The organism is Vibrio sp. CyArs1, from assembly GCF_022432925.1.
Taxonomy (GTDB): Bacteria; Pseudomonadota; Gammaproteobacteria; order Enterobacterales; family Vibrionaceae; genus Vibrio; species Vibrio mediterranei.
This window is the reverse complement of sequence record NZ_JAKRBO010000002.1, coordinates 615,292-629,701: the sequence shown is the minus strand read 5'-3', so window position 1 is coordinate 629,701 and position 14,410 is coordinate 615,292. Positions and strand designations below refer to the sequence as shown.

At 45.0% G+C, this 14,410-nt stretch carries 12 protein-coding genes; 4 read left to right on the top strand and 8 right to left on the bottom strand.

Features of this window, described 5'->3' with window-relative positions; genetic code table 11:
* Positions 1-151: 151 nt before the first annotated feature.
* The gene (gene zwf / locus MMA19_RS09555) at positions 152-1,654 is read left to right on the top strand and encodes a glucose-6-phosphate dehydrogenase (protein ID WP_240206081.1); all 1,503 of its coding nucleotides are present in this window, start codon (positions 152-154) and stop codon (positions 1,652-1,654) included.
* A gap of 95 nt (positions 1,655-1,749) precedes the next feature.
* Positions 1,750-3,198 carry a decarboxylating NADP(+)-dependent phosphogluconate dehydrogenase gene (gnd, locus tag MMA19_RS09550; protein ID WP_006073836.1) on the top strand — a complete coding sequence of 483 codons (1,449 nt, stop codon included), beginning with the start codon at positions 1,750-1,752 and terminating at the stop codon, positions 3,196-3,198.
* Between the two features lie 59 nt (positions 3,199-3,257).
* On the opposite strand, the gene MMA19_RS09545 is transcribed toward gnd, so the two are convergent.
* Both MMA19_RS09545 and MMA19_RS09540 read right to left on the bottom strand, forming a co-directional pair.
* The gene (locus MMA19_RS09545; protein ID WP_240206080.1) at positions 3,258-6,314 is read right to left on the bottom strand and encodes an efflux RND transporter permease subunit; all 3,057 of its coding nucleotides are present in this window, start codon (positions 6,312-6,314) and stop codon (positions 3,258-3,260) included.
* Complete coding sequence (locus tag MMA19_RS09540; RefSeq protein WP_240206079.1) at positions 6,311-7,429, bottom strand: efflux RND transporter periplasmic adaptor subunit; 1,119 nt, start codon at positions 7,427-7,429, stop codon at positions 6,311-6,313. Before MMA19_RS09540 ends, MMA19_RS09545 begins: the two co-directional genes overlap by 4 nt.
* Before the next feature lie 164 nt (positions 7,430-7,593).
* On the opposite strand from MMA19_RS09540, the gene MMA19_RS09535 reads away from it, so the two are divergent.
* Entirely contained in the window at positions 7,594-8,193 is a 600-nt protein-coding gene (locus MMA19_RS09535; RefSeq protein WP_124939900.1) for a TetR/AcrR family transcriptional regulator, read from the top strand.
* A gap of 143 nt (positions 8,194-8,336) precedes the next feature.
* Positions 8,337-9,143 (top strand): 2,5-didehydrogluconate reductase DkgB, encoded by an 807-nt coding sequence (gene dkgB / locus MMA19_RS09530; protein WP_006073828.1) that lies wholly within the window; start codon positions 8,337-8,339, stop codon positions 9,141-9,143.
* A 58-nt stretch (positions 9,144-9,201) separates the two neighbouring features.
* On the opposite strand, the gene MMA19_RS09525 is transcribed toward dkgB, so the two are convergent.
* The 6 genes from MMA19_RS09525 to MMA19_RS09500 all read right to left on the bottom strand — a co-directional run bounded on the left by MMA19_RS09525 (position 9,202) and on the right by MMA19_RS09500 (position 14,311).
* Entirely contained in the window at positions 9,202-9,549 is a 348-nt protein-coding gene (locus MMA19_RS09525) for a YajD family HNH nuclease (protein WP_006073826.1), read from the bottom strand.
* A gap of 85 nt (positions 9,550-9,634) precedes the next feature.
* On the bottom strand, positions 9,635-10,240 hold the full coding sequence (locus tag MMA19_RS09520; protein ID WP_062457342.1) for a CDP-alcohol phosphatidyltransferase family protein: 606 nt from the start codon (positions 10,238-10,240) through the stop codon (positions 9,635-9,637).
* A complete protein-coding gene (locus MMA19_RS09515) occupies positions 10,234-10,881 on the bottom strand; it encodes an ATP-binding cassette domain-containing protein (RefSeq protein ID WP_031496155.1) in 648 nt (215 codons plus the stop codon). The genes MMA19_RS09520 and MMA19_RS09515 overlap by 7 nt, the downstream gene beginning before the upstream one ends.
* The gene (locus tag MMA19_RS09510; protein WP_240206078.1) at positions 10,847-12,553 is read right to left on the bottom strand and encodes a thiamine ABC transporter permease; all 1,707 of its coding nucleotides are present in this window, start codon (positions 12,551-12,553) and stop codon (positions 10,847-10,849) included. The genes MMA19_RS09515 and MMA19_RS09510 overlap by 35 nt, the downstream gene beginning before the upstream one ends.
* Positions 12,554-12,575: 22 nt before the next feature.
* Entirely contained in the window at positions 12,576-13,754 is a 1,179-nt protein-coding gene (locus MMA19_RS09505; RefSeq protein WP_240206077.1) for an ABC transporter substrate-binding protein, read from the bottom strand.
* A gap of 278 nt (positions 13,755-14,032) precedes the next feature.
* Entirely contained in the window at positions 14,033-14,311 is a 279-nt protein-coding gene (locus tag MMA19_RS09500; protein ID WP_006073815.1) for a hypothetical protein, read from the bottom strand.
* Positions 14,312-14,410 lie beyond the last annotated feature (99 nt).

The following is a 14,410-nucleotide window of genomic DNA, read 5'->3' as shown; positions in this document are numbered from 1 at the left end:
GCAGGGGTGGTGAATGAGATGACTGGTCAGATGTCATATATCCAACGAATTTACCTATCTTTCTTATAGGCAAAACTTATTTTCTTTTTCTCTAGCACGCTGTTAACATTGCGTCCGCTAAACAATTGCCCCCATTGTCTAAGGAAAAAAGATGGTAATACCTGAAAACAGCAGCATCGTGATTTTTGGTGCTTCAGGCGACCTTACTTATCGTAAGTTGATCCCTGCACTTTACCATTTGTATGCTAGCGACCAGCTACCTAAATCTTTCGCAATTCTTGGTGTAAGCCGCACTCAATACAGCGACGAATCATACCGAGAAAAGCTAAAACACTCCCTTCAGGAGATGGAAAAAACAGAACCTGAAACACTAGAAGCCTTCTGTAATCATCTTCACTATCAAGCCATTGATACTTCTGATACTCAAGACTACGCGAAACTGGCAACCCGCCTTGATGATGTTGCTGACCAATATGGTTTCGAGCAACGTAATACGCTTTTCTATTTGGCGACACCGCCAAGCCTTTATAGCATTATTCCTGCAAGTCTTGCTGCTCACGGTCTCAATGATGAAGCTGATGGCTGGAAGCGTTTGATCATCGAAAAACCATTTGGATATGACCTAGCGTCTGCGCGCCAATTGGACAAAGAAATTCACGAGCATTTCCAAGAGCATCAAATCTATCGTATCGACCATTATCTGGGTAAAGAAACGGTACAAAACCTATTGGTTTTACGTTTCTCAAATGCCATGTTCGAGCCGCTTTGGAATCACCAGTATGTCGACTATGTTGAGATCACAGGTGCCGAGTTCCTTGGTGTGGAAGAGCGCGGTGGCTACTATGATGGTTCTGGCGCGGTACGTGATATGTTCCAAAACCACTTATTGCAAGTGTTAGCAATGGTCGGTATGGAATCTCCAGCTCAAATTAACGCTGACGCTATTCGTAACGAAGTAGTTAAAGTGCTGCAGTGTTTGCGTCCTCTTTCTGATGAAGACCTGCGTAACAACCTTGTACTCGGGCAGTACACAGAATCTAACGTACGTGGTCAATTCCTACCAGGCTATCGCAACGAACATGGTGTTGCTGACGACTCTCGCACAGAGACTTACGTTGGCTTGAAAATGTTTATCGACAACTGGCGTTGGAACGGTGTTCCTTTTTATGTTCGAACAGGTAAACGATTGCCGACACGTGTGACAGAGGTAGTGATTCACTTTAAACAAACGCCGCACCCAGTGTTTGGTAAAGATGCGCCAGAGAATAAGCTGATCATCCGTATTCAACCGGATGAGGGCATTCAAATGAGCTTTGGTTTGAAAGAACCAGGTGCTGGTTTCAATGCAAAAGAAGTAAAAATGAATTTCCATTACGCATCACTGCAAGAGACACAGATGCTTACAGCTTATGAGCGTCTATTACTTGATGCACTTAATGGTGATGCTACGCTGTTCGCACGTAGCGATGCAGTTGAGGCATGTTGGGAATTTGTTCAACCAATTCTGGACTACAAGCAAGATCCGCAATCCCTGTTTGGTTATGCGTGTGGTACTTGGGGTCCACAAGAGTCAGATCAGCTACTACATAATGATGGTCGCGCGTGGCGCTTCCCATGTAAAAACCTGACTGATACCGATTACTGCGAACTGTAATTACAAATAATGTCGAGCTAGGAGAGCTGCACAACTTGGCTCGACGAAAAGATTTCAAAGCAGCAAGTTAAGTTGCCGAATTGATGGAGAGAACAATGAAAGGTGATATTGGTGTAATTGGTCTGGCGGTAATGGGTCAGAACCTTATCCTAAACATGAATGACCACGGCTTTAAAGTAGTGGCTCACAACCGTACTGCTGCAAAAGTTGACGAGTTTCTGGAAGGTCCAGCAAAAGGCACGAACATTGTTGGTGCATACTCGCTAGAAGAACTCGTTGAGAAGCTAGAAACGCCACGCAAAGTGATGCTAATGGTACGTGCTGGTGATGTTGTAGATAAGTTCATCGAAGCGCTAGTACCACTATTAGACAAAGGCGACATCATCATTGATGGCGGTAACACAAACTACCCAGACACAAACCGTCGCGTTGCTGAGCTACGTGAAAAAGGTATCCACTTTATCGGTACTGGCGTTTCTGGTGGTGAAGAAGGCGCTCGTTTTGGACCTTCAATCATGCCAGGCGGCGCAGTTGAAGCTTGGGAAGCAGTTAAGCCTATCTTCCAAGGTATCTCTGCGAAAACTGATGCTGGCGAGCCTTGCTGTGACTGGGTTGGTAACGATGGTGCAGGTCACTTCGTTAAGATGGTTCACAACGGCATCGAATACGGCGACATGCAGTTGATTACTGAAGCGTACCAGTTCATGAAAGACGGTCTAGGTATGTCTGCAGATGAAATGCAGGCTGTATTTGCAGATTGGAACAAGACAGAACTAGACAGCTACCTAGTAGAAATCACCGCTGATATTCTTGGTTACAAAGATGAAGACGGTGAGCCACTAGTAGAGAAGATCCTTGATACTGCGGGCCAAAAAGGTACGGGTAAATGGACAGGTATCAACGCACTAGACCTTGGTATCCCTCTAACGCTTATCTCTGAGTCTGTATTCTCTCGTTGTCTATCAGCTCTTAAAGACCAACGTGTTGAAGCTGAATCTCTATTCGGCAAGACTATTACTCCAGTAGAAGGTGATAAGCAAGAGTGGGTTGATGCACTGCGCCAAGCACTACTTGCATCTAAGATCATTTCTTACGCTCAAGGTTTCATGCTAATGCGTGAAGCGTCAAACGAGAACGGTTGGGATCTAAACTACGGTAACGTAGCATTAATGTGGCGTGGCGGTTGTATCATCCGTTCTGCATTCCTAGGTAATATTCGTGATGCTTACGAAGCTAACCCAGATATCGCATTCCTAGGTTCAGATGATTACTTCAAAAACATCCTACAAAGCAGCCTAGCGGCATGGCGTAAAGTAGCAGCGAAATCTCTAGAAGCGGGCATCCCAATGCCATGTACGATTTCAGCGCTATCTTTCCTAGACGGTTACACAACAGCACGTCTACCAGCTAACCTGCTTCAAGCTCAACGTGACTACTTTGGTGCTCACACTTATGAGCGCACTGACCGTCCACGTGGTGAGTTCTTCCACACAAACTGGACTGGTACAGGTGGTAACACGGCTTCAACGACTTACGACGTGTAATTCGTTTGTGAAATGACAAAGGCCTCGCTAATTAGCGAGGCCTTTTTTTTGGGTGCGATTTAGAGTGATTTTGGCTCCGATTTAATGTCAAAGAAGAGGGCATAGAACAGAGGGATCACCACCAAGGTTAAGATGGTAGCAAACAGTAAACCAAACATGATGGTTACCGCCATACTCTTGAAGAAAGGATCAACGATCAGCGGAGCAACACCAAAGATGGTAGTGAGCGCGCCAAGTAGAACCGGTCGTGCACGACTAGTTGCCGCGTCAATAATCGCTTGGTAAGGCTGTTTACCTTGTGAGATCTCCACATCGGCTTGATCTACCAACACAATCGCATTTTTCACCATCATACCTATCAAGCTCAAGAACCCTAGGATTGCCATAAACTCAAATGGAGTTTGGAATGCAATCAGACCAACGGTCACACCGACGACAGCCAATGGCGCTGTTAACCAAATCACGAGAGGCTGACGTATCGCGTTGAACATAAATATGACCGACAAAATCATCGCAGCAAACCCGTAAGGTGCAGAAATGACAAGACCTTCATTGGCATCTTTAGACGCTTTATATTCACCGTACCAAATCAACTCATAACCCGGTGGCAATTCGATGGTTTCTATTTTTGTACGAATCTGATTGAACGCATCAGAGGTCAAGACGCCCGGAGCTGGGTCCGCTTGAACCAAAATAGTAGGTACTCTATCGATACGGCGCAAAATGGCATCCTGCCATACCAAGTCCACCGAATCGACCAACTGACTGACCGCAATGAAACCATTTACGTTTGAGGCATAAACCTCAGTATTCTCAACGGCTCGCTGGTGGTCACGTTCTGATTCTGGAGAGCGAACCACAATAGGAATTAGATCGTTCCCTTCACGGTACACACCCACATTGCGGCCACTTAGCGTCTGAGCAATCGCTTGGTTAATTTCTTGAGTTGTCAAGCCAAAACGTTGCGCTTTTTCTGCTGAATAAATCGGACTCAACACCGGCACTTGCTGGCGCCAGTCGTCTTGAATCGCGATGAGGTTTCCGTCTTCAAGCATAATCGCCTTTGCCTGTTCGGCTAAAGAACGGAGTACCTGACTATTGGGCCCCTTAAATCCAGCTTCGATTTTCTTACCGCCCCCGCGGCCCAACATAAACTTCCAAACCTTAATCGAAGCGTCTGGGTATTTAGCAGACAGCTCGTCTTGCAGCTCACCAATTAATGGCGCGATTTTTCTATAGTCGTCAACATCGATTAATAACTGCCCATAGCTACCGTTACGTGGCTCAGGGGAGTAGGTCAACATAAAGCGTAAACCGCCACCGCCAATGAAGCTGGTGATATTGGTCACACCGCTTTTCGCTTTCACATCGTGTTCAATATTAGCGACAACACGTTCTGTGCGTGAGATATCCGAACCTTGTGGTAGATATACATCGACAACAAATTGCGGGCGCTGTGAATCCGGCATAAAACCCGGAGGCACATATTTGAGGCTATATATCGCTACCACCATTATTGCTAGCAACATACCAAGACTCATCCAACGATGGCTTAGTACCCAATTAAGTGCCGCTTTGTAGGTCGTCATAATGCGGCCGGGCTTAGCACCTTTTTTACTCGCTTCGACTTTTAAAAAGTCGAAACACAGCATTGGCGTCACTGTCACAGCGAATACCCAACTCAATAGCATGGAATACAAGATAACCCAAAACAGTGACCCAGCGTATTCACCCATATCTGAAGGAGATAAGCCAATAGCACTAAACGCACAGATACCAACGACAGTGCCTCCTAGCAGTGGCCATTTTGTTGCATCGACCACTTCAGAGACGATCGTTTCTTTATCTTGCTCTGGATTGTTTTGCAGTCGTACCAAGATGCCGTCAGTAACCACAATGGCATTATCGACAAGCATACCTAGAGCAATAATCAGCGCTCCGAGAGAGATACGTTGCATGGCAATGTCATCGATAAACATGATGCAAAGCGTACCCGAAACCGTCAGCAATAGGACAAAGCCGATAATTACGCCGGAGCGCAGCCCCATGAAGACCAACAACACGACAAATACGATGACCACTGCAGCGATAAGGTTGTCGATGAAGTTTGCTACCGATGCGCGCACTGAATCAGACTGCATCGAGATCGTGTGTAGCTCCATACCAATCGGTCGCTGGCTATCAAGCTCTAGTAGCCTTGCTTTAACCGCGTCGCCCATTTCAACGACGTTGCCGCCATTGATGTTAGAAATACCAAATCCGACAGCACGCTGACCGTTATAGCGCATAAGCATACTCGACGGTTCTTGATAGCCTCGAGTCACTGTTGCGATGTCGCCAAGTTGCATGACAGCATTATTTTGCCCAATGCCCACTTGAAGATTGCGCAAGTCATCAAACGAATGAATGTTTGAGCGTGGAATCACTGGGATGCGCATGTCTTTCGTATCGATAGCTCCGGCAACAGTGACTAAATTCTGCTTCTGCAGTACTTGAAACACTTGCTCGGCAGAGAGGCCAAATTTAGCCAGGCGTTCACCTGAAACTTCAACAAAAATGGTCTCTTGTCGCTCAGCTAAGGTTGCGGTTTTTGCAACCCCAGGAACCAGCACGAGCTCACGTCGCAGTTGATCGACATAGTCTTGTAGCTGTTTGTCGGTGTAGCCTTCCCCAGTGACTGCAAAGAATAGAGCATACACGTCTGAGAAGTCATCATTAACCATGGACGCCCCTGCTCCTGGAGGCAGCAAGCGTTGTACGTCACTAACTTTTCGTCTCAGTTTGTCCCAGACTTGCTGTAGCTCGGCGCTGCTGTTAGCGAACTCAAGTTTAATCTCAACGGTCACTTCAGACATGCCTTGTTTTGAGACGGACTTGACTTCCTTCAGTTCCTGTAAGGTTTGTACTGCACCTTCAATCACATCCGTAACTTCGTCGGAAACTTCCTGAGCGGTCGCGCCAGGGTAGGAAGTATTAATCACCGCCTGACGAATGATGAACTCAGGATCTTCAAAGCGACCTAACTTTAGGTAGCTAATATATCCCCCTAGTAACGTCAGAGCGATTAACACCCAAACACTGGTGCGTTTAGCGATGGTGTAACGAACAATGTTCATTGTTGAACCTCTTGACTACCATTGCCGACAGACAGCACTGGGCGCACTTCCATACCCTCATGCAAGCTAGAAACACCCGCGATGACCACTGACTCACCCACTGTCAGCCCTTGGCTGATTTCCAATCGATCTTGGCTAAGTGCGCCCACTTGAACATAACGACGAGTGATAAGGTTATTGTCGTTCACCAACCACACGAATTGTCTACCTTGGTTATCAGGAACAACAGAGGTGACAGGCAGCGTAATGTATTGGCTTCCTGAGACAACGTGATCGTCAACGGGTCTCACTTTTGCGGTCATACCCGGTAGTAAGCGAAACCCTTTCAAATCATCAAACCGCAAAACCACAGCGTAGCTCTGACTGATAGGGTCAGCTTGAGTAGCGTGGGTCCCTAAGCTTAGATCGAACACTTGTGAGGGAATGGCGGTAATTTCAGCGATGGCTTTGGTACTTTTAAGTCCTGACATCATCACGTTGTCAGGAATATGAATGACCACCTCCATCGTGTCGAGGTCATGTAATGTAAATATGGCCTCATTCGCCTGGATCTGCATGTGGTTGTCGACCCATTTGCGTCCGATTACGCCATCAAAAGGAGCTTCAACTTTGGTGTATTCCACCTGACGAAGCGCTTCATCACGGCGATTTTGTGCCAAGTAGTAGCGGGTCGTTAGCTCATCAAGACTACTCTTAGAAATGGCGTTGCTTTTCTCATAAATAGTTAGAGCTCTTTTGTACTCAGCGGCCAAGTTATCTAATTCTAATTCGGCAGAAGCTAATGTTATTTCTGCGTCTTTTGAATCCAATGTTGCGAGTAATTGACCACGTGCAACTCGATCGCCTTCTTCAACCAGTATGTCAGTGAGTCGACCGTTGATACGAAAAGATAAATCTGCACGTTCAGCAGCTCGAACTACACCGTTAAAACTCAGATGATCGTTTTTGTGTGCTGAGACTGATTCAACAAGAGCAGGGCGAACGGCAGCCGTCGTTTCGACTGTTTTTGATTGAGAGTTGCAGCCCGCTAAAAGTAATCCTGTTAGAGAGATACCAAAAAGCCATGCCATTGCTTTTGGCTTATTACGAAAAGTGGCAGTGCGCGTATCGTTCATGTTGTGCTCCAAAAAGAAGATAGATAAAAGAGTTCATCAACATAAAGGTAAACTCATGGGTTTATTTTTTGGATTCTATTTGAGGTTTTTTAAAAAGTAAACCTTAAAGTTTACCTGCGATAATTGATTTGTTAGACTCGGTATCAATGAATAGGAGATAACGAATGACTCGCTCAGAACAAAAGCGAAAAGCAATCCTTGATGCAGCAAAAAAAGAGTTTATCGACAACGGTTTTTCAGCTGCGAACATGAATAACGTTTGTACGTCAGCAGAAGTTTCTAAACGAACGTTATATCGACACTTTGAGAGTAAAGAAGTTTTGTTTGAAGCAGTGTTGGCGATCGTACAAGATGGTGTCGAGAGAGCGGGGCATTACCCCTACAACAGCGACAGCAGTTTGCATCAACAGTTGATGGCGATTACGGTCAATGAGGTCAATATTTCTTATGATGTTTACGGTATTGCTTTTTCGCGCACCATCATTATGGAGTTTTTCCGTCAGCCAGACTTAGCTAAGAATATCAGTCAACGAATCTATGAAACACGTGCTGTTACTCGTTGGTTCGAGCAAGCGATTGCTGATGGTAAATTGTGTGCTAAAGATGCTCAGACTATTACAAGCTTTTACCTCAGTGTTCTGCAAGGTCTACTGTTTTGGCCGCAAGTGTTAGATTTGGCGTCTAAACCGGATGAAACAGTTCTCCAAGAAAAAATTGAGCTCATTGTTGTTTCAGTACTAAAAACATTTGCACCTGAAAGTTAATCGGCAACACTTGATAACTTAAATACCTCTAAAACTATATAGTTTTAGAGGTGGCGCACACTTTGTGATTCTGAGTTATAGTAAGTTTTAACTTTGACTCTTGCTGGATAAGAGTGTCCACCGAATATATTCAAGGAAAAACTATGTCTCTTTCTATTCCAACTCTTGGCGCTGGTACTTTTCGTTTAAAAGGCGACGATGCTTATAAGTCTGTTGAAATGGCATTAAATGCTGGCTATCGCCACATTGATACCGCTCAGATTTATGGCAATGAAAAAGAAGTGGGGCAAGCGATAGCAGATTCCGGAATTCCTCGTCAGGAGCTTTATATAACCACCAAAATCTGGATGGATAAACTGGGAAAAGACTCATTTATACCGAGCTTACAAGAGAGCTTAAAAGACCTTCAAGTAGACTACGTGGATTTACTTCTTATTCATTGGCCTCTTAAAGATGAAGCAGTATCAATGGAAGAGTACCTTAAAGAACTTAAACAAGCTCAAGATAGTGGACTCGCTCGTCATATTGGCGTATCTAATTTCACTGTTGCTCAAATGAAACAGGCAATCGAAATCTTGGGCGATAACGTGCTTTATACCAACCAAGTTGAAGTTCATCCTTACCTTCAGAATCAACAAGTAGTGGAGTATTGCCGTCAACAAAATATGATTGTGACTGGTTACATGCCATTTGCGTATGGGGATGTACTTAAAGATGGTTCAATAAAACACATTGCCGACAAACATCGAGCGACGCCTGCTCAAATCGTATTGGCTTGGATGGCGAAATGTGGATTTGTGACTATTCCATCATCGACTAAGCAAGCGAACATCGAAAGTAATTTAGCGTATGTTCACGTTAAATTAGACGATGAAGATATGGAGAGTATCTCGAAACTGGATAGAGGGCATCGATTAGCCAATCCAGACTTCGCTCCTGAGTGGGACTAAGTTTCGACTGGGTGAAACAAACGTCAGGGTAAGCCCTGACGTTTTTCGTTTAACGCGCTTACTTTTTCTTCATCATATTTGCTAAGTCTGCAAACGGATTATGCGTAGCGGCCTGATGGTTATCTTCTCCTGGTTTTACTTCGCTACCGTATAAATCGTGCTCAGTATATTTTGAGTGCTCATGATCATGGCAGTACAAACATAGAAGTTCCCAATTACTTCCGTCATCTGGGTTATTCGTGTGGTCATGATCTTTGTGATGGACCGTTAGCTCTCTCAGGTTTGAATAAACAAACTCCCTAGCGCAGCTTCCACATACCCACGGATAAAGCTTAAGGGCTTTCTCACGGTAATCGCTCTCTTTTCGTGCGTAGGCTGCACTGGTTCCAAAGTAGTCTGAAGACATATCGATCCTTTCATCGTATTAACCGAAACAACTAATGCTGAATGTACCACAACAAAAGTGGGTTCTAACTTGATTTCGGTAGCGTTTATCGCAATGTGTGAAACCCTGAATAAATGCGAGTGAACGTTGTAAACCAGCACGCAGCCCCGAAGACGAACGCAATGGTAGCAAAATGTTCAGGTAATAAGCATAAAAGAACAAAGCAACCGATGGTCTCGGTGCCTTCGGTAAGGCCACTCATATAGTACAAAGATTTATGACGATAAACTGGATTCTCAATACCGCGTTTACCTGCCATCACAGCGAATGCCAAAAAGCTAGTTCCCGTGCCGATAAAAGAGAAAATCAAAAAAGCGCCAGCAATGGCATTCTGCTCCGGGTTGGCAATAACAAAACCAAACGGTATCAGTGAGTAGAATAAGAAATCCAAGCTTATATCTAAAAAACCTCCGGCATCTGAAATCCCTTGAATACGTGCTAGAGCACCATCAAGACCGTCGCAAATTCGGTTTAACAAAATAAATATCAGGGCGATGGAATAATGCTCAAACGCTAAAGCAGGAAAAGCAAGGCAACCCAAAGCGAAGCCAAATAGTGTAGTTTGATTGGCTGTTATCCCTAATCGGTTAAGCACACGTGCCGATTGAGATAACGGCCAGCGAATAACTTTGATACTAATGCTGTCTAACATGCTGCACTCTCCCAAGGCCATTTAAGGACTTGGCTGCCATCAGGAATATCATCCTCATCATGTGTGACCATTAAAGCGGGAATATTGGCACTGCGAAGCTGTTCCACAACCCAATCTCTGAACTGAACCCGCAGCTCTTTATCGAGTTTACTGAATGGCTCATCAAGTAGGGCGGCCTTTGGTTCAGCGAGCAGCATTCGTGTTAAGCTGATACGGGCACGTTGTCCTCCGGATAATTGCTCTGGGTAATGATTAGCCACACCATTGAGTTGAATACTAGCAAGAGCGTTCATTGCATGTTCTTGTCGTTCAGCTCCTTTAATTCGATTAGGCAAGGCGAAGGCAAGGTTCTCCCATACATTGAGATGAGGAAACAGCAGGTCATCTTGAAACAAAATTCCGACTTGTCTCTTGTGTGGTTCTAGCATGTCGATACGTTTGTCTTCGAGTAGAACTTGTCCTTGGTAGACAAACTCTGACGACAGATGACCGGCAACGACGTCAAGTAGCGTGGATTTTCCACAACCACTTGGGCCCATTAGCGTCAATATTTCGCCCTGTTTTACATTGAAACTGCAGTCAGAAAACAGCACCTCGCCTTCCTTCTTACGGATGGTGAGGTTTGCCAGCGATAGTGTCATTAAATAAAAGTCCTTTGATCTTAATTCGTCGATAACGAGAGTGAATACGATTAACCAATACGGCAACAGAGAAAAATAGTAGTGGTAAGAAAGCCTGGAAGAGTGCATAGATGGCGGTGACTCTGCGATCGAATCCACTCGATAAGGCTACCGCTTCGGTTGTAATAGTGGCAACTCGACCTGCTCCTAATACCAGCGTAGGTAAATATTGAGCAAGGCTCACACTAATGCCTACCGCCCATGCAAATACCATTGCAGGGAAAAGAAGCGGCAATTTGACATGCAGCCAAGTATGAATAGGGCTCTTCCCAAGGCTCAGTGATACCTGGGTAAACTTACTATTGAAGCCGCGCCATGGTCCATCTAGTGCAAGGAAGACAAACGGGAAGGCGAAGAATACATGTGACCAACAAACCCAAAGCAAATAACTCGAGTCACTAAGCAATAGCGTGGTAACTTGTAATCCGAACAGGATACTTAATTGCGGTAATAGCATGGGAATCGCAATGACGTAACCTGGTATATGTAAGCGATATTTATTGCGATACTCATGTCCTACAACAGCAAGTATGAGAGCAATCGTTGCCGAGATAAGCGCGATGGTCAAGCTCTGTGCCATCACTTCAAAAATACCGTCCCATTCGTACTCCCAGAAACGCAATGTATAGCGGCTTGGTAAGACGTCCGGAAAACGCCAACGCTGCGCAAATGTCCAAATAACCGTCAGCGGTATCATGGCGGCAACAATGGATACAAGTACGGTGAATATTGGTTTGCCAGGAATGCGCAGCGATGTACGACCTGAATATTGCCATTGATTGCAAATGGCAACGACGAGATGCTCGATGAGACGAGCGATACCAATCAAGATTGAAGCAATAGCAAATAGCACAACAGCACCAGCACTGGCGCGGGGAAGCAAGCTCAGGTCGGGGTCATTGAACCATTGCCAAACTAAGACAGCGAAGGTTGGTGGGTTAGTTGGTCCGATAATTAAAGCAACGTCGACGACAGATAAACTGTAGGCAATCACTGCGAGCATCGGGAATCGAATTTTAGTAAACCATTGTGGCAGTATGATCTTCCACCAAGCTGCACTTTCAGTGTATCCGAGTGATGTAGCGATACGCAGTGACTCACTGACTCTAAGTTGTCGTAGTATTGGGATGCTCATCAGCAGTATAAACGGTACTTCCTTGAGGGCTAGCATCAACGTCAAGCCAACGCCATAAGGGTCCTTGACTAGCCAAGCTGAACTGGCAGAGTTTCCGCTTAGATCCATTCCCAAAAGGTCAACTAAGGCTCTCGCGCCAAATCCGGTAGGAGAAAACAGAAAAGCAAAACCAATAGCAAAGGCGACGTGAGGCAGAGCAAGTAAAGGAGATAGCGATAGTTCGATTCGTTTCCACCAACTACTGTTCCAACAAGAGGCAATAATGGCAAAGGATAAGAAGCAGGCGAGATAGCTGCTCAGTATTGCGGAGCTAAACGTCAGCAAAATAGAAGTTTCTACGCCTTGCCATGCAAAGACCTGATTGAATCCGGCTAAATCAAAATGATGTAGACCTAAAGGGGGGATATAACCCAAAGAGGATATCACCACCCCAAGTAAACCAGGTACTGTAGGGAAAATGCAGACAACGACTAAACAGACGTACAACAGTCGAAGCATAATCTTATTATCTCGTAAGCCGTTAGCTGCCGTAGCGCTTGAGCCACTCTTGCTCAAGGGCGCTCTGCCAGCTTGGGTGAGGTTCGGCGACAGACTTAAATTGTTGAGTTTTCGCTGCACTGCCAGTGAGATATTGCTTGTTGAGTACCGAAGGGTCACCCCAAATTGCGATATCACCTTTTCGCGATTGTGCTTCTGGACTCAGTAAGAAGTTAATAGCGACTAGAGCCCCTGCTTTAGCATTAGCATTCCAAGGGATTGCAAGAAAATGAATGTTGGACAATGCACCACTATCCATTGCATACACGGTAGTGGTATCGCTAAGGTTACCATTCGCTTGAGCAGAGTAGACAGCGTTTGGATTGAAAGTAATAGCTAGATCAAGCTGACCATCGTCTAGTAATTGGATTGTTTCAGCGGTTCCGGCAGGGAATTGCTTACCAGCCCGCCATGCAACCTTATGAAACTCATCCAGATAATCCCAAAGCGGCTTGGTGACGCCTTGAAAGTCAGCTTCTGAAACGGGTTTTGCTAACGCAGGATCGTTATCTGTAAGGTCAATTAACAGAGACTTCAAGAAGCTAGTACCATGAAACTCTGGCGGTTTTGGGTAGCTTAATTTATTCGGAAACGCTTTAGCGTAGTTGAGCATCTCCATATAAGACGTCGGTGGGTTATTGAGAGTTTGTGTATCGTGAATAAACACGAGTTGCCCCACTCCCCAAGGTGCTTCAAGCCCCTCCGTTGGTTCTGAGAAGTCACTGTCAACGGGAAGCGATTTATCGACGTATTGCCAGTTCGGAAGGTTGGGTACAAAAGGTCCATAAAGTAGGGCGTTGTCCTTCATGGATTTGAAGTTCTCACCATTAATCCACACCATATCGACACTGCCACCGTCATTTTTTCCTGCTGCTTTTTCAGCGAGTAAACGAGAGCCAGTTTCGGCGATGTCGGTGACTTTTACGTGATTAAAGTTAACGCCATATTGGTCTTTTAGTTCTTTACCGGCCCACTGGAGGTAACGGTTAATTTCTTGGCTACCTCCCCATGCGTGGAAGTATACTGTTTGTCCATTGGCTTGTTCTAATACCGAATTCCATTGAGTCGTGTCGAGTGTTTCGCTAGAGACAACGGTTGACCAAGAAGAGACCGTCATTGCGAGAGTGGAAAGCACTGCAGATTTGAACATCTTATTATTCATTATGTTATCCATTTTATACTGTTTGTGGCGAACCTTGCCCTGTTGTTAACAATTGATACTAAAGGTTGAGACACGATAATCAATAGTCTTGAGGCTATCTATTGAGGTCGTCCAAAAAATATCGGTTCAAAGCACTAGACCGCTAGACAAGATATTAAATTTCAAGATGTTGATATTTAATTTGTCAGTAATAGAAGTGGGTAAATCAATAGAAATAGAAAAGGAAGGGAGATTCACATCCGTGTGACAATATTATCGGACAATACGAGTGATCGTGCTTAGTTAACAAGACCGTTTCGAACCAATCCTCGTCTTACACTAGAACACAACTTTCCAAACCTTCTGAGTTCTTCAAAGTTGGGTGTAATTCCACGTGACAATGCCGATTCCCAGTAACTTACTTCGGTCTCTACTAATTCCATTAACTTTTTAGGACAGCCGATACAAGAATTATCAGGACCACAAACAAACGTATCCTCGGAGTAAAGAGGTAATTGTTTCTTAACGTCGGAAATGAGTTGCAGAGTAGCATCAGTAAGACTAGGTTTGGAGGTCATTGGCAAAGTACTTGTGGTTTAACTGGGGAGAATAATAAGCCAGTCACTCACGCGATAAAATGCCACCTTATAGGTAGATAAAACGCCTGTACGACAATG